The organism is Vibrio kagoshimensis, assembly GCF_050337535.1.
GTDB lineage: Bacteria > Pseudomonadota > Gammaproteobacteria > Enterobacterales > Vibrionaceae > Vibrio > Vibrio gallaecicus.
This window is the reverse complement of record NZ_JAKJSZ010000027.1, coordinates 21,475-44,563: the sequence shown is the minus strand read 5'-3', so window position 1 is coordinate 44,563 and position 23,089 is coordinate 21,475. Positions and strand designations below refer to the sequence as shown.

Annotated in this window: 11 protein-coding genes; 6 read left to right on the top strand and 5 right to left on the bottom strand. The window is 41.1% G+C overall.

The genetic code is table 11. The annotated features are described in order from the left end of the window. Positions 1-42: 42 nt before the first annotated feature. From L4C37_RS20310 to L4C37_RS20295, 4 genes are all read left to right on the top strand, one after another. Positions 43-1,017, top strand: coding sequence for a helix-turn-helix domain-containing protein (locus L4C37_RS20310; RefSeq protein WP_429769729.1), 975 nt, complete (start codon positions 43-45; stop codon positions 1,015-1,017). Between the two features lie 327 nt (positions 1,018-1,344). Then, positions 1,345-3,705, top strand: coding sequence for an efflux RND transporter permease subunit (locus tag L4C37_RS20305; protein ID WP_429769727.1), 2,361 nt, complete (start codon positions 1,345-1,347; stop codon positions 3,703-3,705). A 13-nt stretch (positions 3,706-3,718) separates the two neighbouring features. After that, on the top strand, positions 3,719-4,474 hold the full coding sequence (locus L4C37_RS20300; RefSeq protein WP_429769725.1) for an outer membrane lipoprotein-sorting protein: 756 nt from the start codon (positions 3,719-3,721) through the stop codon (positions 4,472-4,474). Further along, positions 4,474-5,685: a hypothetical protein gene (locus L4C37_RS20295; protein ID WP_429769723.1), complete on the top strand. Its 1,212-nt coding sequence runs from the start codon at positions 4,474-4,476 to the stop codon at positions 5,683-5,685. Before L4C37_RS20300 ends, L4C37_RS20295 begins: the two co-directional genes overlap by 1 nt. 549 nt (positions 5,686-6,234) lie before the next feature. Here the strand turns inward: L4C37_RS20295 and L4C37_RS20290 are convergent. From L4C37_RS20290 to L4C37_RS20275, 4 genes are all read right to left on the bottom strand, one after another. Further along, positions 6,235-7,188 carry a c-type cytochrome gene (locus L4C37_RS20290; RefSeq protein ID WP_429769721.1) on the bottom strand — a complete coding sequence of 318 codons (954 nt, stop codon included), beginning with the start codon at positions 7,186-7,188 and terminating at the stop codon, positions 6,235-6,237. 173 nt (positions 7,189-7,361) lie between these two features. Beyond that, positions 7,362-8,018, bottom strand: coding sequence for an O-methyltransferase (locus tag L4C37_RS20285; protein WP_429769719.1), 657 nt, complete (start codon positions 8,016-8,018; stop codon positions 7,362-7,364). Then, the gene (locus L4C37_RS20280) at positions 8,015-8,914 is read right to left on the bottom strand and encodes a heme/hemin ABC transporter substrate-binding protein (protein ID WP_429769717.1); all 900 of its coding nucleotides are present in this window, start codon (positions 8,912-8,914) and stop codon (positions 8,015-8,017) included. The genes L4C37_RS20285 and L4C37_RS20280 overlap by 4 nt, the downstream gene beginning before the upstream one ends. Before the next feature lie 49 nt (positions 8,915-8,963). Continuing rightward, positions 8,964-11,024, bottom strand: coding sequence for a TonB-dependent receptor domain-containing protein (locus tag L4C37_RS20275; RefSeq protein WP_429769715.1), 2,061 nt, complete (start codon positions 11,022-11,024; stop codon positions 8,964-8,966). Positions 11,025-11,327: 303 nt separating this feature from the next. Between L4C37_RS20275 and L4C37_RS20270 the strand changes: the two genes are divergently transcribed. Both L4C37_RS20270 and L4C37_RS20265 read left to right on the top strand, forming a co-directional pair. After that, a complete protein-coding gene (locus L4C37_RS20270) occupies positions 11,328-20,228 on the top strand; it encodes a CHAT domain-containing protein (RefSeq protein WP_429769713.1) in 8,901 nt (2,966 codons plus the stop codon). A 213-nt stretch (positions 20,229-20,441) separates the two neighbouring features. Continuing rightward, a complete protein-coding gene (locus L4C37_RS20265; RefSeq protein WP_137375233.1) occupies positions 20,442-21,110 on the top strand; it encodes a hypothetical protein in 669 nt (222 codons plus the stop codon). A gap of 186 nt (positions 21,111-21,296) precedes the next feature. Here L4C37_RS20265 and L4C37_RS20260 read toward each other — a convergent pair whose 3' ends face one another. Beyond that, positions 21,297-22,886 (bottom strand): alpha/beta hydrolase, encoded by a 1,590-nt coding sequence (locus tag L4C37_RS20260; RefSeq protein WP_429769710.1) that lies wholly within the window; start codon positions 22,884-22,886, stop codon positions 21,297-21,299. Between the last annotated feature and the right edge of the window lie 203 nt (positions 22,887-23,089).

Genomic DNA, 23,089 nt, shown 5'->3' with positions numbered 1-23,089 from the left:
AAAGGGCTACTCAATAGAGAATAAAAGCTAAGAGATGTAATCATGACCTATGTAAAAAGTAACGTTCAGTCTGCTTTTAAAATGTGTGAAGGATTTGAAAGGGGCGGCGAAAATCGACTCGCGGATTACGCAACAACAAAAGTCGAGCTCGATGAAAGTGTATGTTTAGGTCATGGTTACATTGTTGAATTAGCTCCTGGCCTAAATATCACCTACAGCGATGTTACTTTTAATAGCCCTACTAGCTTTAAAGAGGTTGCGCAGGACTACTTTGGAGCATGCCTCGCAATTGAAGGAGAGGTTGAGGTATTAGTATCAGGTGAGAAAGAATCGATAATCATAGATAAAGATAAGGCGCTGTTTTTTGTTTGTCACGAAGGGGAATTGGAGTTTCGTTACGATACATCTCGAGTGAAGTTTATAAACTTCTGTGTTCCCAAGGCAATGATGGAGTCGTTATTTGAAGATGGTTCGGGTGCGCATTTTGAAATTAATCGATTTGAGTCTGTTCAAGTGACTTCTGACATCGTAAAAAACGTAGAAGAAATCTTTCGTTCTAAATTAGGAAAAACCGCTAATATTCTTTATTTGCAAGGTAAAGTGCTGGAACTGCTTGCCCTTATCTATCACAACATGCACCGAGAGGTAAATATATGTTGTGGAATGACGCCGCGAGATATGGATTGCATTCAGCTAGCGGCTCGAATTATGGAAGAGCGTATGGAATTTCCTCCGTCATTAATCGAGTTGTCTCGCCAAGTTGGCATTAACGATAACAAGCTTAAGAAAAACTTTAAGATGGTCTTTGGCGAAACAGTTTATGGATTTTTGTCTAATAAACGCATGGCTAAGGCTGGAGAGCTCCTAGCGGTTGGGGAGCTTTCAGTTCAGGAAGTGGCGAATAGTGTTGGGTTTAAACATGTCGGCCACTTTTCGAAAAAATTCAAAGAACAGTATATGTGCAGCCCGAAACATTACCGACGAAAATCGATTCACGTAGGTCCTTCCCTAAATTAATAACCAATAGATTGGTGAATTAAGTTATAACTTAGGGCTATTTTTATCGCATTAACTGTGAGGTGAATGTGTTTCTTAACTCTAGCCCTGAATAAATTCTTGAGCTTAGACCTCAAAATAAACTTAGTAAAATTAACGATAAACCCTCGCTTGTTTCATTCGAAACTTAGCTAAAATACTACCTTGAGTGACAAACCCTCTCCCCGCAATGAATAGTAATCATTATCAATTTAGGTGATGATTTTGATAGAAAGTTGATTATCAATAAACAATGAATATCAGCACAACAAACTTACTATCAGCAAAAATAGGCGAGGGCGCACATCTATGAGTTCGCAATGGAAATTGGATGATCCATTGAATCAATCCAAACTTAATCTCCACTTCCAAAAGTGGGTTCGTTTTATTATCCGTTTTCGCTATTGGGTTATTTTGGCGACCGTGTTACTTGTTGTCGGTCTCTTTACCCGATTAGAGACACTAGAGTTTGACAATAGCAACGAGAGCTTTCTACCGGTCAGCTCGTCACTCATTTCTGACATGGAGCGCTACAAAGCGACCTTCGGAAACGAAGACACCCTAGTTTTTGCTATGCCTATCTCTCAGGAAGACCCTGAGAAAACGATTTCGCAACTCAATCAATTGACTCGTGATCTAGAAACCTCTGTCCCTTACGTTCGTGCTGCTACAGGTATTAATAACCTTGAGAAAATGCGTTCAGTGAGGGAAGGGGCGATCGTTATCGATGCGTACTTGTCAGGTACAGAATCTAAGGAACAACTGTTAGCAAAAATCATTCAGTTGTCAAAAGATGAACTCTATCAAGGATTGTTTGTTTCAGGTGATGCTCGGTACTTAGGGGTGCTTGTTGAGCTATATGCCTATCCAGAAGGCGAAGTGGATCCACGTAAGAAGATCGCGCTAGCAGTCAATGATCTGCTAGAAAAAGACCACTACAAAAATCTTGGTATTGTGCCCGTTGGTGACCCAATATTTGACGCCGAAATGGAGCAGATCAGTAATGATGAAACAGGGACATTATGGTTAATAGCCTTGGTGCTTCAAATGTTGGTCATTGCCTATTTTACTCGATCAGTAAGATTGACTTGGGTGCCTATTTTAGTCATGACTTTGGCGAATGTGGCCGTATTTGGTCTGATTAGCTTTATCGGCTGGAAATTGACCTTTTTTGTCACCATCGTACCCAGCCTTATTATGTGCATCGGGATGGCCGATTGTATTCATATCGGTTGTGCTTACCAAGACGAGCTGGCTTCTGGAAAGTCGAAAAATGAAGCGCTTGTATCTGGTAGTACGAAAGTTGCCTTGCCTTGTTTCCTGACGACACTCACGACCGCGATTGGCTTTTTATCGTTTCAGGGCACCGAGATAATCCCTATTGGTCAACTTGGAGTGTATTGCGCCATTGGTGTGTTCGTCGCGTTAATCTTCAGTTATTGCTTAGTGCCATCACTGCTTTCGTTTGGTACCAAACCTATCTCAGCCATGAATCGTCATAAAACAGACTGGATTGATGTGAGCTTAGATAAACTGGCTGAAAGTGTGATTAAGTCTCCAAAAGCATGGGCTGTCGGCTTTTTAGTTTCGTCATTGGCGATGTCTGCTGGCATCTTTTTCGTGAGTTTAGACACCAGTCCGATAGAAAACTTGTCGACCAGAACAGAATTGCGCCAAAAGGCGGACTTCATTGATCAGAACATGGGTGGGGCGATGACACTAGATATCGTCTTGAGTAGCAATAACAACACGTCTATTTTGACGGTAGATACATTAAACCGCGTTGAGCAGCTAGTCGCGGAACTGAAAAAGAACCAACATGTGGTCACTGCACGTTCCATCGTCGACATAGTGAAAGAGTTGAACCAAGTTTTGCTACCCGAGCAAGGACCGGTGCTTCCTACTGAACAAGGCACTTTGTCTGATTTCCTTTTCCTCTATGAAATGGGCGGGGGAGAATTATTGGATCAATTTGTCAGCTTCGATTCCAAACAAATACGTATTGCGGTACGCACGCGAGCGGTGTCCACTGATCAAAGTTACGACATTATTAAACAGGTAGAGTTGCACGTTGAAAACACGTTCGATAGCCACATTGATGCCTCGGTAACAGGTTCTATCGTGCATATTAAAGAAACCTCTGATTACCTTTCTAAGGGCCAACTCCATAGTTTCTTTTGGGCATTTATCGCTATTTCTCTTGTTTTAATGGTGGTGCTTAAATCGTGGTCATTAGGTGTGCTTTCTTTATTACCTAACGGATTGCCCATTCTGGTGTCTGTGGGGCTCATGGGGTGGTTAGATATGCCACTTAGCCAGTCATTAATTATCTTTTCTCCATTAATTCTTGGGGTTGCGGTTGATGACACGATTCATTTTCTTAGCCGATTCAAAGTGGCGTTTAATCAAGAAGGTAACTACGAGGATGCCATTCGTTACGCTGTCATCAAATCCGGACGTCCATTGGTCTTTACCACGACAATACTCAGCACAGGATTTTCTGTTCTTACCCTATCGGTACTCAATGAGAGCGTGATATTTGGTTACATGTCGGGGATGGCCTTCTCATGGGCACTGCTGGCTGATCTCATTTTGCTTCCGGCTCTGCTGCTGATCTTCAAGCCTTTGAAAGCGACACAAACGTTAAACACTGTCCAAGCGAATAGATAAAGGAAAAAAAAACATGCACTTAAAATTGATTGCTTTACTGCTTACCATGTTTGCGCCTCTGGCCGTTGCTGCGCCAAGCGGAGAGGAAGTGATGACTTGGTTGGATACCGCAGAGTCAAGCCGTGATGTCACGCAAGATATGGTCATGTTGATCAAGCGAGACGACCAAATGTTAAAACGCGTACTTAAGAGTGAGTCCATTCGAACTGAAGAGGGACGAAAATCTTTTATGGAGTTTTCGTTGCCTGCTGAAGTTCAGGGCACGCGTTACTTAACGTGGTCCTACGACGATCCTAAATTGGTCGATGACATGTGGCTATATCTGCAAAATGCCAATTTAACGCGAAGAATCTCAGGTTCAGCGAATAAAGGGACCTTTATGAGAAGTGATCTGATTAATGAAGATCTTCAAAGTCGTTCTGTGCAAGATGATGAGCATAGCCTCTTAAGAAAGGAAGCGTGTGGCGAAGTTCAGTGCTATGTCGTAGAAAGTGTGCCATATGACGCGAACAGTTCGTCTTATAAAAAGCGCATAACCTGGGTAAGAGAAGACATTCATTTGGTTCACAAAATGGAGCGCTATTCCAAGCAGGGGCAACTTCTGAAAACCACCTGGTATGGAGGGCACAAACAGTTTGGTGACTATTGGATGGCACAAAAAATGGTGACCAAGAGTGCCGTAAGTAACAGTGAAACCCTGATTCAATTCAATAATATTCAAGTGAATGTTGGACTGAGTGAAGCTGATTTTTCTCAAAGCAGGTTATAGTGAAAAAGATTTTACTTTTATCGGCAATGAGCATGTTTGTGCACGCGGAAGATCCTTTCGCTAGCTTTAATGACGTGCCTGCTGAGTCATGTGCTTCAAGCATAGGTTTGACTGGGTACGCCCAGTCATCCATGCAATACCTTTCACGTTCCAGTGAGTGGGGCAGCTTGAGGCAACGATTGTGGGTTGAACCTTATTACCGTCCTGAAAGTCAGAAGTTCGCGATTGAAAGTGCGTTCTCTATAGATTGGGACCCATCGGTGGGCGCAAGAGAGAAGGCGAAAGAGTGGGATGTTCAAATGCGCGAACTCTATGGTTCGATAATGCAGCAAAGTAGGACGATCACGATTGGCAAGCAAATGATGATTTGGGGCTCTGGGAGTGCGTTGTCTCAAGGCAACTATTTTAACCCAACTGACAGTTCTGATCCTCTGGCTTCGGGGCTCGCTATTAACTATCTTGCCACGTCCGCAATACGCTGGCGTGAATTTTCTGGTGATGATGTCTTTGATTTCATTGTCACGGCCGAGCCCAGTATTAAGCGGCTTGCCCAACAAGGTTCAATGTGGGATAGCTCACCACCAGCGTTAAGAAAGGCGTTTGAAAATGAACACCTAGATAACCCCATTGAATTAGGGTTTGGTTATCAAATCAATCGAGCTGGGTTTGATCTTTTTATGGGTGGAGCTTATGTCTATCAAGATGACCCTGCTATTGTTGAAAACGCTCAAGGAATAAGCCTTCAACGTAACAGAACCCCCAGTGCCTTTTTTCAATACAACGTGAATTATTGGGATGGTGTGGCACAATTTCAGGCTCGTTACGATCATAACCTACAGGTTGTGAATGACCGTAAAATAACTGAATCTGGTGAGCAATGGAGCCTATTAGGGGGCTGGATTGGTTATCTTAAAGAAATCAGTACTGAAATTGATTTCTTTCTGACCCAACCGACCAACGGAAAAGTTACCGCTCAGATCAGCCAGAATTACCATTATGAGTGGGGGCAAGGTATATGGGCTGGAGATGTTGGTGGCGTGTATAATTTCAGCGACGACTCTAGTCTGCTAGAAATCAAGCTTAGCTACAAGCCATCAGATACCTTGGAATACTCCCTAGGTTATAATGGCTTTTATGGCGATGAACAGAGTAACTACGGTGCGTTTAAAGCAAATACCATGGTTTCAGCGCATCTTAATGTCTACTTCTAGTATTAACCTTTAATTCGTGAACAAGGTTACCAATGTAAATTAATGCAGAATTAGAGCGCTTTAGATAACGCGCTATTCGACTATAAATATGAATATCAATATCAATATCAACAAAAGGTCTATGTGGATATTCAGTGGATAGTAGCAAGATAGAAGTTCTTGAAATCCCGTTGATGTGACATATGAAAAGCAATATTGATGGTCATAATTGCCGTAAATGAATAGCAGTTTTCATTCTATGAGGTTTCACCCATTCAAAGCGAATAACACGATAGTATGATCAATTAGCTCATATCCTCAAATATGCTCACTATCTGATACATAGCTTGGGTAAAGATGCATTTAAGACCGTTACAAGTAACAAAAAGCAATTCTCTTTATTTTCAATTTGGAGCGATAAAGAGACAGTCTGATAAGAAGTTCAATGTTTTAACGGCAGTGAAGAAGGTAGCTATTATTGCCACCTTCATAAGTTACTCACTCAAACATGCATTTTAAGTATTTTACTTGGAAGGGAGAGGCTGCTCTACATGATTTCAATGTCGAAAATTAAAGAGATACAGAACTTAAATAAGCGGCAATATCGACAATGTCTTCATCGCTTAGTGAAGCGACTACCGGTGCCATCATGACCGATTGGCTTGAAGCTCTAGTACCACCTTTAAAACCATGCAGTTGACGAACGGTGTAAATACCAAAATTGCCAGCGATTGCAGGTCCAATAGTAGAGCCTGATAAATCAGCACCATGGCAACTTGCACAAGGTATAGTTTTGCCATTACCTGTTTTCACTAACGCTTCACCGCGCTTAATACTGCCGATAGGTACGTAACTTATGAACTCTCCATAAGGTGCACGTTTGTGAATTTCGCCTTTATCTTGCGGAACTTCAATAATTCTATTTCTAATAGGTTCTTCCGCCTTATTAACCAAATCGATTTGACGCATTCTGGTTTCATCCACATACGTTTTTGGAACCTTAGCCACTTCTTTTACGGTAATGAAGGATGTTGGTGTGAGACTCGCAAACCATTTGGACACTTCTTGCATTTCTTCTTCTGTAAGTAGGGTAGCCATACGGTTCATGTGACCTGAATAATCCACGCGCTGACCAGAAGCAAATGCCTTAAGCTGTTGGACCATATAAGTTTCAGATAATCCTGCCAAAGTGGATGACTCTGGGTGGCCCTGGCCTGAAGCTAAGTGGCAAGAAGCACATGCCCAAACTTTAGGTTTTTTACCAAACTGTACAATGTTAGGCATTGGGTCATGTTTTTCAGGAAACCAATCTGGAGCACTGAATTTATTGTCAACTTCTACTTGTGAATATTGCAGGGAACTGCCTGCTAATGTTTGCTTTAGATTTGGATCGAAATTTGGTTTTTCGATTGCAACGCCTCGTGCTGGTGTTGACCATTCAGGCGCGCCTAAAATTGCATTGTCAGCAAGAGTTAACGTGCTGTAAGTCAGTGTCAAAGCGACTAAAATATGTTTGAAAATCATGCTCATTCTTATCAGTGTTATTATGTTTTATAAATTGTAAGTGAGCTAATGTAGATAAAATGTAAATCCAAGTTAACGAGTGGCTTTTAGACTATTAAAACGTAGGCATACAGCCCTCTCACTGGTAGAAGACTGTAATGGCTATGAAATATGAACTAAGAGTCTGTGCGATGCTAAGATTTTGCAATCATAAGCATTCCATCGCCTATAGGAAGAAGTGTTGATATCACTCGATCATCTCCGGCTACTTTATCGTTTAATAATCGTAGCGCTGAAATGTCGTTGTCATTACGCTCAGGTTTAGCAACGGTACCTTTCCAAAGTACATTATCAACTATGATGGTCCCGCCAGGCTTTAAAAGTTTGTAAGCCATTTCAAAATATGTGTCGTAGTTGATTTTGTCCGCATCAATAAAGGCGAGGTCAAATGATTCTGAATTTCCCATTTGAATTAGAGTCGATAACGTCTCAGTAGCTTCACCTAATAACAAAGATATTTTATCTTTCACTCTTGCCTTGTCCCAAAATTTCTGTGCAATAGCGGTCCATTCTTCACTGATGTCACAAGCAAAAATATGGGCGTCATCGGCGATTGATCTGGCTATTACGGTTGAGCTGTAACCTGTAAAAACACCGACTTCTAAAATCTTCTTTGGTTGAGTCAACGCAATCAATGTACGTAAAAATTGAGCTTGGTCACTTGAGATCATCATACGACGACCTGTTTTCAAATAGGTCTCTGATCTAAGGTTTTCTAATAACTCGTCATCTTGATTATTATGATCTGAGATATATTGATTTAAGGCGTCATTAAAATTTAGATATTTCATTCGTTTGTACCGTAGATTTCATGGAACAGCTTTTTCGCTGTTTTTGGTGTGTTGATTCCAAGGTTCGTGTGTGAAATTGGAATTGCTGTAATTCGCTTGTTTTTGCCTGCTGGTGTGACGGAAATTGCGGGTATGCTGAAAAACCTTTCTTCTGCTTTATTTCCAGATAAGGCTTTATCAACGGTAATGATGATGTCTGGGTTAATGATCACAATGGATTCAGGTGTCATTGGTTTATTGCCATCAAAACTCGCAGGGTTGATTACTCCAGCCATGTCCATTATGAAATCGACAGCGGTATGTTTACCTGCAATAACAAGTGAATCTTTGCCGTACAAAAATATGCCTGTTTGGTATGGTTTCGGTCTTTTATTTTTGAGATCGGCTAATTCATCCAACTCAGTATTGAGTTTTTGAATAAGAGCTTTTCCCTGTTGGGGTCTATCTAAGAAGTAAGATATTTCTTTTATCTGGAGTATTAGCTCCTCCATGTTGGTCGCTTGTTTTACGGTCAGGATCTTAGCGCCAGCACGCTGCAATTTGTAATTCAAAGTAGGATTTACGTATTTATCATCACTAATAAACACCGTTGGCTGAAGTGAAATAACGCCTTCAATGGAAAGGTGGCTAGGGTGCCCTAATGTTGCTATGGACTTTGCTTGCGGTGGGGATGTACTTGTTTTATCCGCTCCGATAATTTGATCACCAGCGCCTAAAGTAAATATGATTTCAGTGATATTACTCCCGGATGAAACAATACGCGTGTTAGTGCTTACACTTGCGCTTTTGTTCGCATTTACATTTTCATTTTCATTTGCATGAGCATGAGCATGAGCATGAGCATGAGCAAAAGGCAAAATCGTGCAAAAAAGTAATAAACCGATGATTTTTTTCATTTGTGTATACCGATAGGTTTGTGCCCCAAAAAGAGCACAAACGCATTAGTTAGAATTGATAGGATAAGTCGATGTTTAGGCTTCGACCTTCTTCGTAATACTCAGCTTTGCTTGCTTTGCTGTCGTTGGTAATGGCATAAGCTTCATCAAATAGATTCGTGACAGACATAGAAAGCACCATGTCTTCTAGGTTTGAAGGAATGTACTCTGCGTAAAGATCGACGGTTGTCCATGACGGTACGCTTTGACGTTCATCTTCTGGGATTGGAACAAGTTCACCGCCGCTTTCTGCTGCTGTCGGTACTCGGTGGCGTTCAAGAGCATGTGTGACGGTTCCTCCTAATAGCCATTCATTACTGATTTGGTTGTTGAGGCTAAAGGTAAATTTATCCGATGGCATGTCTGATAAATAAAGCCCTGTTTCTATGTCTTCACCAACGGTCATTGCGTATGAAGCTGACGCATCCCAATTGCCGTAGAAATACTGGGTTAACAGTTCACCACCACGTAAACGTATTTTGTCTCGGTTTACTTTTACGCCATCTTTGTAATTGGTGTCGGTATAATCTGTACCGATATAGTCTTTAATATCATTTTGGAAAACATTGACTTTGACTAGAAGACCATCGTTCGTTGCGAATGCAGAATCCTTCTCAAATGTGATTCCGACTTCTTTGTTCTGAGAGCGTTCAGATTTGAGGTTAGGGTTCGGTTTAAACCCACGTCCGGATGTGAAAAGTTGAGATATTTGTGGTGCGGTTAATGCTTCGTCATAAGCAATAAATAATGCAAGTTGATCGGTGAATTGTTGATTAACTCTTAACCCGGTTGACCACTGGTTCTCAGTTCTACCATCACGTAATAAAGCTTCACCTTCAAACTCAGCATTTTTAGATTCAACATAAAATTCATCATAGCGAAGGCTTGGAGTGATGGTTAACCCATTACCTATGGTCATTTGAGCATTTAACCATGTCGCCAGTAGATGAGATTGAGCAGAGGGCTCACTTTGAGCAGACTCATCAACCCAGCCACCATTTTCTAAAGTCCTAATTTTACCGGTGTGAGTTGTGAAGTGACCGGATAGACCGTAATGAAATAGAGTTTCTTCAAATAGTTGGTTTGATAAAGTGTTGTTTGTAAGAATAAACCCGTACGAATCATCGGTAATATCTTGGATATCTGAAGCGACAGTTTCCGTAATATCAGTGTATTCAACCGTGTAATTATCTACTTGGTTGATATATGCGTTTGCGTGAAAATCTAGCCAATCATTGTTAGAAGGATTATTACTATAGGCCAGTACCGCATTGGTATAGTCACGGGTATTAATCCCGTAATCTTGGCGAACTTGATTCCATTCAGAACTGTCTAAATAGACACTCAATTCGAGTCGTTGTGTATCCGTTAAGTCATAACCTGACTTGAATAAATAAGATTGATTTTCTCCCTCTGTTTTGTAATAGCGGTCTTCTCCATTAGGTGAATACCCACCGCCGATACTGTATGGTTCGCGTGTGCTATCTAACACTGAAAATAGCCAGTCAAACTTGTCGCTGGCGCCATAGAGTGACGCTGAAAGGTTGGTTTGCTCATTATTAGTACGGTAGCCACTTCTCACCATTCCGCCAAATGATTGATCATTTTTTAAAAGATCGAGTGCTGATAGAAATTCTAATTTTATTGCCCCAGCCGCTGCACCTGATGATGTGCCATTCGTTACGGTTGCACTTTTCAGAAAGCTAGGAGCAATTGCCCAACTTCCTTTTTTAGAGTGAGAATAGCTTTGTCTTGCTCCATCAATTGAGACATTGGCATGGTGTTGATCTAATCCACGAATAGATAAACTTTTAACAGAAGATGTAGGTCCCCCTGTGACTTCAATATTGGGAGAATTTTTGAAAACATCGGTAGTGAATTGAGCATTACTGCTGCGAATTTGATCGTCACCAATAATGCTGATTGATTGAGTGGTATCAGATTCATCCATGATCCTAGAACCAAGAACGGTGATTTTCTCTAGATAAAGTATTGGGCTATTTGTTTCTGCAAAAGCCGTTCCTGTTGCTAATGCGGAAGTGATTGCGAGCGAAATGTAACTAATTTTCATAGTGGACCTTAATGCTAATGGTTATCATTTCGGTCGATGCTAATTTTCGAAGTGTGGRAAAAATGTCTAAATTAATAATAAATTTATAAATTATGGGAATTGGAAGCCTTTGGGTATGGTCTGAGCTCATATAAAATCATCGTGAGTGGAGCGATTATCTCTAAACTATCACGTATGTTTTGATGCTTTGAATTAACAGTATTGCTGAGTAGCTATTACAATTATTTGCAAAGGAATAATAGCTAGAAGGTTAGGTAAAGTATGTTGAGTTGGTTCAGGGCTTTACTCGGAGGATTACTGTATGTGTCCTTAACAATCACAGCTGTGCATGCGCAATGGTTAGACGACCTTTACGGCGGTAATATTCTCAACGCTGAGAAAGCAATTATCGCAGGCGCTGATGTCAATGACTATGACCCCACCTTTGAAACCTTCCCCATTTTTGTCGCACTATATTCAGAACGAATTGACTCTATAGAAATGCTTCACCACCACGGGGCAAACCTAGAGCAAGAAGACGAATATGGTCGAACGGCGATGTTCGCAGCATTAGAAAAAGGAGACTTGTTAGCCGCTCAAATGCTACATAATTTGGGCGCATCCATTACCCTTAGAGAATCCAATGGAGTGACTGCCTTTCATTATGGAGTGCTTTCAGGTCGAGCAGATATTGTTGAATGGGTAATGTCTGAAGGTGTTGATGTTAACCAAGCTGCCAATGACAATTGGAACGTAATTGATAGCATTTTCATGCTGGAAATGGAGGAGGTTGATCCGCAAATAGGGGAACTCATCCATAGGGCGGGGCTATCTTCTAAAACTCGTTCAGAAGAAGGGTATTCACTTTTAGATTGGGCAATTTCTTATGAGCATGACGAACTCGCTTTAAAATTACTCGTGCAAGGCTATACACCTTATGAAGTGATTGAAGGTACCTCATTAGTTGATTGGGCAGTGGACAGTTCCCCAGCGGTTGCGAATGCAATCCTCCAACTCTTGATTGATGATGCATCAGGCAAACAGCCATATCATGATTTAAATTACACGCGTTATCAGCAATTAAGATACAGTGCGAGGCTCAATAATATTGACGTTTTCAACGATCAGTTTGACCCTCTACTTATTAATGAAGTTGACGCCTTTGGCAATTCGCTGCTTCAGATTGCAACGTCATATCAATCAAAAGAAATTCTCGGAATTTTAATCAACAGCGGAGCTAATCTAAATATTGAATCCGAGCAGTTAGACTCTAGCATCAACCTTGCATTTTACGGTTCTCAACCTTTTGCTGAATTCTTCACAGAGCAGTGTATTGCTAATGATCGTAGCGATGAATATATACATTTGGCGAGAAATGCCATCGCATTCAATTTCCCCAATATTTTTTATGAATTACTTCCCCTAATTAAGCCAGAAGAGCTACGTGAACTCGATCTCGACATGTTCTCATACGAAGAAGATATGCTAGCCATTTGGGTTGAAAGTGCATTGGTTCATAAAAATGCCCAGCAAGGTATTCGCTTACTTCGTCAATATTTACCAAACCTTGAACAAGACAATTTATTTATTGAAGCGTTTAAGAAAACGGACGTTTCAACATTAAATTCGCTAGAACACAATGAATACCTAGCCCGATTATTGGCAATGGATGTTGATTCACTATCAGAAAGTAATCAGGGTTCTTACCAACAAAATATCGCATTTCTGACTGAAAATATTGAACAGAAATTAAGTGTAGAAGAGATTAATAGGTTGGTAGAAAACCTTCTTTATGGTGGTCATTATTCAACGGCTATAGATTTACTTAAGGTGCACCAACCACAAAATCCAACTTATTGGTTACTTAGTTTATTTGAGAATAAACCGGAAGATGGAAAACAACATTTATATGATGAAATAGCAAATCAGTTAGTGACCTATGGGGCGAAATTAATAACAGAAGTAACTGATGAATCCAGCCCATTGGTATTAGGTTTTGGACATGTTTCTGATGTGATTTGGGAGGGATGGCTTAGCCAGGTTGACCTCACCAAGTTGACAGAAAGTGACAGTGCTTCATTGATACGTACGGCAATAGAGAAAAGTAACACAGTAATCGCCAAGCTTATTGAACAAAAACAGTTGGTATATCAACCGAGTTGGAATGAGCTACTTTGGCGTGCGATTGATAAAAAACAATACCCGCTAGCATTCAGTCTTTGGAGCCAAGGTGCTTATAGTGAATCTTGGGACAGCTTCGGTACCCCGCTTATAAGCAAATTATATTTAAGCTCTAATGACTTTGCTTTCGAGCGTTGGGTGGCAGCAAGCCCTGTCGATATCGAGGTGCTTGCTTTTGTTCCAGATCATCAGGAAAAAACGCTGCTTAGCTATGTGCTGAAAAATAATGATAGCGAGTCATATCAAGTGCTTGTCGACAATGGATTGCAGATGTCTGTCGAGGTTGTTGGAGAAATTGCACAATATTCATCAGCTAAAATGGTGTTGGAACACCTGCCAAAATTGTCCACGAGTGAACAGCAATTCTTGCTACAGAAAACCATAACTGCCAATAATTTTGAATTGGTTAATGCGTTATTGGAGTACGGAGTCGACCCGCATAAAAAAAATGAAAGCCGTCGTAACTCGTTTGATTTAGCGATTGATCAAGCTAATCCACAGATCATGGCGTTGTTAGATGGTTACTACCAAGTACCAGACGCTAAGTCGACTTCAGGGGAGTTGTTTGATGCCCCCCATGTCCGATACTGGTCATGGTTAAATAATTTTGGTGATTACCAAACGCTTATTTCAAGTGTTGAGCGAAATGTACTATCAGGGAACCCTCACCCCTTCGCTCGACATATTTGGTTAACTGTCCACGATAATCAGCGGGTTTTACCTAGCTCTTTCGATGATGTAGACGCGGGCTTAGTTAATGCTATGGGGGTGGGTTTTAAAGCTGAATTCTTAGCCACTGAAGGGAAGTGGACAGAGGCGATTGCCGAATATGAAAACGTCACTCTCACCGAACAAGACTTGTGGTTGGTGAACCGAATCTCAGGTCACTATATCGATCATGGTGTTTTAGAGAAAGCGTGGGATTCATTAGAACAGGGAATAAAAATTAGCCCGAACTTCTGGCAGCTGAATTGGCGTTATTTTGACGGCGATTGGGTGAATAATGAAGCATTCAGAACTCGTCTAAAAACACTGATTTCAGACATTAGATTGGAAGGTTCTATCGCTGTTGATATGGGTGAAAGAATCCTAGCAGACAGAGCTATCGACGACGTAAACTTACGAGAAATGAAGCATAAGTGGCTAGATAAAACTTATGACTCTCGCTTAGCTACCTCTTTAAGCTACTTCTATTCAGGACGTGATTTTCAAGAGCGTTCATTGTCCTTACTTCAACAAGCGGTATCGAGTTACCCGTTTTATTCAAATGTATCGAAAATGCATAAGAACCTAGCCACACTCGGGCGTCATGAACAACTCGCCGCTAGCGCATTACTTCGTGCTCGATGGTATAGCCAATTATTGGATACTTGGGCGGATAAACAACAACGTTATACTGCTTCAGCTTATCGCCAGAGCGGAGATAAAGGCCGCGCATACGACATATTTTCCTCTATCGAAAACCCTGATTCTGTTTTACTGGCGCTCAATCGCGCGGCGCTTTATATGACAGACAAGCATTACGCTAAAGTTGTCCGTACGCTTGAGCCATTTTTGACGTCTGGTGAGTTAGGAGAATATGAATGGAGGATCTATATTCAGAGCTTGTCCTATATAGGTGAAACCGCTTTAGCGATAGATGCCTTCAAGAATGCATTGTCGTTTATTTCTTATCCAGAAGCTCGTTTATATCTCGAAGGAATCAAGCAATACCACAAAGCTAATATGCCCAAACAAGCCAGTGAATTGCTTGAATTGGCACTGAAATCTCACCCAACAAATGTATCACTTAATCAGGAATACGCTAAGCAACTGATTAAAGAGCATCAAGCTGACAAAGCCGTAGAGCTTCTCAATAAGATCAGTGATGTATACCCAGAAGATAAATCCCTCTTAAGTGCTTTGTTTAGCGCCTTGGTGGCTCAAGATACTGAGTTGTCAGCGAAGCGACATTTCTTTGAGAGAGCAATGCAACAAACTTGGAATGACACCTTGCTTGATTTGGTTGCTGATAAATCAAGTGATGCATCTAAAGTTTGGCTAGCTTTGCTTGAGTCAGATCCTACCAACTTTAATGCAACGTTACAGATGCTAGAAATTGAAGCGTTAAAAAATGATTTTGATGCTGCATTGAACTGGTTAAATAAAGCCGCCCTCATTATTAATTCTGCCTCTGAGAAAAATGATTGGGTATGGAATAAAACTTGGCTAGTGAACCGTCAAAATAAGCGTTTTAAATTGCCTAAAGAGGATTTGCAAAAACACCTGAAAGATTGGGAAAGCTATAAAGATAACTTCGGATATTTAGTGACTTACCATCGAAATGCGGCTGAGATTTATTTTGCGATGGATGATTTCGAAAATGCAGGTAAGCATATCAAGCTCTATAGTGAACTGTACCCTGACAGCACCAATGTATATACCATATTGGTTCAGAACTACCACAACCACTTACCTAACTCTTCTGTTTATGGGTATGGCTACCAAATGGTAAAGCGAGATCCTTATAGCGGAGGGAAGATAAATACTTTTGCAAGGAATGCGCTTTATTGGGGGCAAGGGACGGATGCGATAGCACTTAAGTTTTTGAACGATGCAAGAAGTCGTGGCGTAAAAGTAAGCAAGAAGCTAGAACAAAAAGCATTGAGTGATTTAGGTGACCATTTAGCAGGATTTCTAAGTTACCGATTCGACAGAGGTATTTCGTCTTCTTTGCGATATGTTGGCTGGTTTGATTCGATGCGCGAAGAAGCGTTATCTGGTGAAGGTAATATTGTTCGACAACGAAATTATAACGGCTTAGCTGAAGTAGAAATCGTTTTGCCAAATGGTGAAGTTTACCTGCAACGCGATGATCCAAAAATTGGCAAACCAGTCTACATGAGCAAGGGCGCCTCTTACCTAGAAATTGCTTACGATGAGCGAGGAAACCTCACGCTGATTACGAGTGCTAATGGCAATTCAGTTGAATTGATATACGACCTAAATGACAATATCTCCTTAATGATCACTCCAGAAGTTGAGATGTCATTTCAATACAATGCGAATAATAAACCGATTGAAATCGCGACGAAGGGACTTGGTTCTTTAATTGTTGAATACGACAGTGCTGGTGACATTACACGCACCTACAGCGAAGAAGGGCACAAACTTGCACTGCGAATTACACAAAGTTTTCAAGCGATGATGTCACTTGTTCAAAGTACTCAAACAGCGCAAAGAGAATACCGATTACCTGAGATCAATAGACAAGATGATCGAATTGAAAAACTCGAATTTGATTATCGTAATGCATTCTATTCTGACGCACCCGAATCAACGCAAGCTATTTTCAATAGTGGGCTAGCCTTGGCGACTCATTTGTCAGAAAACCTGCCCCACAACAGTTCGTATGCTTCAGAACTTCTGGAGATAAGTTACGAGACTTTTGAAAATTACCAAGCGGATGATAAATGGAGTGAATCCGTTGCTCAATTCGTTAGGTTTTGGTTTGAAACTCAAAGTAAAACTCGCCCTTTAGGTTTATTTGAAGAAGAACTAGCCACTGTGCAGAGTATGCGTGTGTGGTTAAACCGCCATAGTAATAACAGTGCAATTAAAGCGATAAGTGATTCAATTAGCCATATTGCCTTTAGAGAAATTCAAGAGCAGAGCTGGAGACAAAATAGCATTCTTTCAAATACTGGTTATTGGTACAGAACCTCGTTGCCTGACATTGAAGGATTAGAACTAGATTCTTCTGAAATTACGTCCATGTTAGTGCTTAAAAATGGTGATGTATTAGTAGGTACGCGAGATGGGCTCATTCTCAAACGCGACAACTTTTGGAGTTGGTTTAACTATGATGGCGTAAGTCGGCAGCTTATTAGAAGTGGTGACAAGCCGGATTCTGCAATGCGTATGAATGTAGAGAATATCGTGCAGCCGAATAGTGGGTATATTTACATTGCAACTCAAGGCGGGTTATTTGTTAGCGACAGTGAAGATAAGGTCGTTCGCTGGAATGGTATTGAAGATGACCTGACTTCTGAATTCATTGCTCATGTTGAAAATGATGACAATCAAATATGGGTAGCAATTGATAATAAAATACTTCAGTTGTATGAATCAAAACGCTCGGCATCTATTGTGTTGGAACTCGACTTTACTATCGATGAATTCAAACGTCTTGATGATGAGCATTGGCTCGTGCTTTCAGGGGAGAATCTACACTTAGTAGCAGAAAGTGACCAACCAAGACTGATAACGGCGGGCGTAGAATTTTATTTGTGGCGAACCGATGAAAGTACATTGTGGTGGTGGGATGGAAAAGTTCTCCAATCTCGTGAGTATTATGCAGGTGAGCTTGATAACGTAAACATAATTGCAGACACAAGCACTTTACCCATGAGCCAGCGTGTTATTGGATTTACCGAATTAAATGTTCCTGAATTAGGGCGTTCACCGGTCGTATTAACGGATAAAGGACTTGGGGTTTGGCATAAGCAACGTTTTCATTTGATTGAACTGCCATATGAGGAATTACGTGGTGGGCTGAGTGTCGGACCGATTGCGGCTGCTAGTAATTCAGCTGGAGACTGGACTTTGCTTACTCAAGAAGGTGTTTATGATTTTGCACTAAGCCGCAGTAGCCGCTTTGATAGCTTAGGTAAAACAACCGACTTGAGATACATCGAAGAATTTGGGATGACATTTGCCGCCACAGGCAGAGAGATCTATGCCTTCTTCGAAGAGGAAGAAAGTATTGAGCCTATAAGATTCAGTGGTGTCAACGCGAGAGTGCTTCGTCAAACGTCATCAGGTGATTTGATTACTCACGATGGTCGAACGGTGGTTAAGATTGAAGTCGGCTCTTCAGATACCATTGAATTATTTGATGCAACTAGTGAACATGAAAACCGAAAAATTGAAGACATATTTGTAGATACGGATGATTCAATTTGGGTCGTTGCAGGCGCCGACTTATTCCATTGGAATGAAGGAGAGCTTGAACATTTCAATTACTACATTGACCCTAAACGTTTCCCTTCTCGCAGTAACATGCTGGTTAAAGTATTTAGGGATTTACAAGGAGACTTGTATGTTGTGGCTTCAGATGAAGGGCATTTGGATCACCAAGGCGTTTACTTAGACGGTGGGCTATTAAAGCTAGGGGAATTTGGCTTTGAACGAGTAAAAACAAGTGAGAAGCCTAATTGGTTTACGTTGGGTTATACACCAATATCTAATGATAAAGCGATTGTTTCAACGGGAAGAAGTTTTTTACTTGATAACAAAGGCAAATGGCGTTCATTCGAGACGGCAGGAGATGTCAGTTACAAAGAGCTTCATGATCGTACACAGATGCTATTTCTTGGTCGACAAGGCGTAAAAATGGGCAGTGATGATGCTTGGCTATTCCCTTCTGCCGCAGGGGTGGTTATGTACCAAAAATCAGGATGGCTTTACCCAGATAGGCTCAATCAGCTCTTGATCGAAGATCAATCATTTGGTCAATATGGTGCTCGTGTTGTTCATGCGGTGAGTGTGGACGGGCAAGGTCGAGTCTTTGTGGCCACCGACCTCGGTGTAACCTTGTATAACGCTGGTGGATTAGCTTCATTGCTCAGTGACCATGATATGGGAACACAGGTTTTCTTAGCTTCTAATACCGACATTCAAAATGAAATCTCTTCTGTATTTTTAGATAACATCCCTAAAGATTCGGAGCAAGGAAAGCTGATCTTAAAGTACCACTCCGTAGAAGATGAAATTGAGTTGTTGGAGGTTGAGCTAGACAGCCAAACCGACAGAGAAAATTCGGTAATGACCGAGATCGGCAAGACAGAAAACCCCAATAACAAAACGGCTAAGCAGTTACAAAAAGAACTTAAGCGCAAAGAGCGGTCAAGACAAAGGCTACTTTCGAATTTAGAACGCGACCATACCGCTTTGTACCAGATGCTGCGTGTTGACCCACGTGAAATCAGTGCGCTGAATGATAAGCTTAATTCAGAACAATTACTGGTTCAGTTCATCCCAACGCCAGATAAATTACTGACTCAAGTGGTTTCTAAAGAGGGAGCTAATGTGTTCGAAATCGCTGTTAAACAGAGCGAACTAAATCGTCACATTTCGATAGTAAATTATGGGCTTCGTCAACAAGCGCTGACATTAAATGTAGAAGTCGAAAATGCACCATTTGAACAAGTTCGAGGGTTTATAAAGTCTGGTCCTACGGGGAGTAAAGGGGAAGTGATACAAAGCTTATCATGGCTTTACGATAAGCTGCTTCGTCCGATAGAAGGGCTGTTAGATGATAAACAAGAGATCTACATTACTCCTGCCGGTACACTGAATTATGTGCCGTTTTCTGCGCTTATTCGTTCAAATGAGCCTAGCCTTGAGTACGCAATTGAGCGTTACCCACTTGGTATATTGCCTTCTCTTTACCATTTTAATCTAATAGCTGATGGGGAAGAGTCTTTAAATGATATGGCATTGTTTGTGTCTGATCCTGATGGATCGTTACCGGGAGCAAGACATGAGGTACAAGCCATTGAAAGTATTTATTCCGATGAATCAATTGTGCTGGAAGGCGAAGATGCATCCATTGAGGAGCTTGAAAATTATGCATTTGATAGCCAAGTAATCCACTTTGCTACACATGGGATTTTAGACTCACAGGATCCGGCAGATAGCTTCTTGTTAATGGCTAATAATCAACGCCTCGGTGTTATTGATATATCGATGATGGATCTACAAGAAACCGACCTTGTTGTGTTGTCCGCTTGTGAATCGGGAATTGGGGTAAAAGGCTTAGAATATGCGTCTATGGCAAGAGCATTTGCCCACGCTAAAGTGCCTACGGTGGTGGCGAGTTATTGGCAAGTGAATGACGCCGCAACATCAGAGCTAATGCGCATTTTTTATAACGAACTTAAAACGCCTAATCAAAATAAATTTGTCGCGTTAGCTAAAGCGCAAAGAGCGATGATAGCTAAACAAGGAGATCTTGCAGATCCTGCCGCTTGGTCAAGTTTCGCTGTGTTTGGTAAGCCTTAACATATATTCGATAAGCCTTAAAATATAGATGAAACGACTGAGAACGTCGTTTCATCTATCGCTACAAGGTAATGGCTGGTCAATTATTGTTCGGAAGTGTGATGCTTCACTCACTGAATTATTCAAAGTGTTTCATTATTAAGTAGACATCATCGAGGTTACATCTCGGTTTTGATTCTTTATTGAAGTACCTATTTAGGGAAGGGCCTCTATATGAAACTGAAAGCGCTTACGTTACTTATCACCTCAAGCTTTGCCTGCATGGTTACAGCCGCCGATATGAATGTGAATCAAGAAGTAAAAGCTGCGAAAGACCCGCACATTGCAAATTTGTCTCTTGTCCAACAATTAGTGGATGTTGGTCTTGAACAAAAAGATCCATTGATACTGATGACTGCCGCGAAAATTTATGCAATGACACCGACTAAGGACATGAAGCGAACTAAAGAGTCTGAAGGTGGTGTCGATTCTAAAAAAACTACGGATATGACCGTTGATTTTGATAGCTTGCTTGATTATGCCAAAGAATATTCTGGGGATAATGAATCTTACTTAGCAATGATCTCAGAAATTGAGAGTGTGAAGACGAGAGGTAGAACGAGTGGTCCTGCGATTTCAACTGACAGAATCGAAGCCGGAGCGACAGATACTTATTATATTCGATATAGAGGTGATCGACTCGCTGAATTAATGATAATTGGTGACGGTGATACTGACCTCGATGTGTATGTCTATGATGAGAGAGGCAATAGCATCTGTAAAGATGATGATTACTCAGATCAAATGTATTGTAGCTGGGTGCCGGCATGGACTGGCGAGTTTGAAGTCAAAATAAAGAACCGTGGTAATGTTTACAACGTGTACGATATCTTGACCAATTAGGATAGCTTATAGCTTATAGCTTATAGCTTATAGCTTAACCCCACCAATTCTGATTATGTTGGTGGGGATCCTACGGGTATCTTGGTTCATTTAATGGTTGAATATTATAGTACCCACATACTGTTTAGACTCAGTATGCCTGTCTTTCGGTATTTCCAATCTACCTTTCTGCTTATTGCTTATTGCTTATTGTGCTTCGCTATCAAGGAGCATCCAAAAGTGACCCGTTTGATTTTCTATAAGTTGCAGATCTCTTTCTTCTGGAGGAATGCCTCGTAAATGAGAAACAAGATCTTCTATGACCGGTAGCTTATTTGCATAGTAAGAGTGTGATTCAGGTATGCTCCAAGGCGCAGCATTTAATTCACTCGTGTCAATGATATCAAAACCATCCACTAGGCTAACGGGCATTCCAAGTCTTTGAACTTGATTGACTTTTTCTGAAGTAAGTAAGGCTCCATCATTTGCAGAAGTGTAAATCGCCCAGTTATCAGCCAATGACATAATTCTTGGGGCTATCTGGTGCGTGAACCACTCGCTATCGACATCAGGCGCTGCAAGAATGACACTCTTAAAAATCGACGGTTTTGTTGTTGAGTCATTTACAGATTGCAAAGCCAGTTCATTCAAACCATTTAGAAGCACTTGATTACCCATACTGTGAGCAACAATGTGAATGTTTGCATCGCCGTGTTTAGACTTTAGCTCTGTCATAAATTGAGCAAAGTGGGTGGCACTCCACATTGCATCTTCTCTGTCTGAGGCGTAGTCGAGAAGCGATGCATTCGACGGCCATGAAAATAAGATAGGGATTCCAGAAAACTTGAAATCATAAGCCATTTGAGCCGTTCGCTTTATTGCAGACTGAAAGGCAACGTTATAGCCATGTATGTATACAATAATACTCTTCTCCCACTCACCAGTTGCAAGTTCGACAGGGAGTTCAGACCAAAATTGGTCTGGGCTATATTCTGTAATGTCTTGAATAAGAATATGAGAGTCAGCTTGCTTAAGCCATTTTAGTGTGAGGAATGGCTGTTCAATTTCACCTTTCTTGTGGTCTCGAGGAATGGACACATCTGCTTTGCCGACACGTAACGGCTTTTCTAGGTCACGCTTGCCATTGTAATACACGCTCTCACCTGTGAGTTCTGGCTGGCGAGTAGTTGCGTAGTAAACGGTTTGAATGTGAAATTGATTGTCATTAATACTACGAGATGTAAATTTTGGTGATGACTCTAAATGATGGGCTAGCTCACCTATCGTTTCATACAACTCATCTGGTTGAGCCTTTTTAGCCGATTCAAAGGCCGTATGGTGTATTTGAGCAATTTGGTCAAATGATAGCCCAAGATCATTTACATAATGCGTTGTGGGGGAAAGAGATATTGAAGAACCAACAAGGTCTCGGCTTGATTTTAGAGCAACCATCAGCGACTCAGTTAATTGCCTGCACTTTATGGCTATGACTGTGAATGGCAGACCTCCTTGCTCATCTATCTTGAAATTACCTTCAGTATGCTCTGTTATCCATAATACTGGATGATTACGACTATTTTGATTGTTTGCTGTGAAGGGGCTTGCGGAGCTTGCAATGGTAATTGGCTTTAACTGAGTGACGCCGAACATAGGTTGCAAGAAATCATGGCTTTGTGGACAAGTTTCATAAACCGCTGCTAACACCAAGCTTGGTAACAAAAGAAGAGGAATAACGATAACTCTTAGGCTTAACCTTAGCGCATTAAAACTTAAACTTTTCTCTCTCGTGATAAGCATAATAAGTCATTCCTTTGATTAGATAGCACAACTGTCGTGATGAATGATGTGTTTTCATAATTATAATAAGTGACGATCTACACTATGACTATACTGGTATTGAGTTATAAGAACCTAATTCGATGATTCAAAAATGGAAGTCATTGGAAATGAATATAGTTGGCATGGAGTCGAGCTAACTTTAAAGGCTTAAAAAGGAAGTG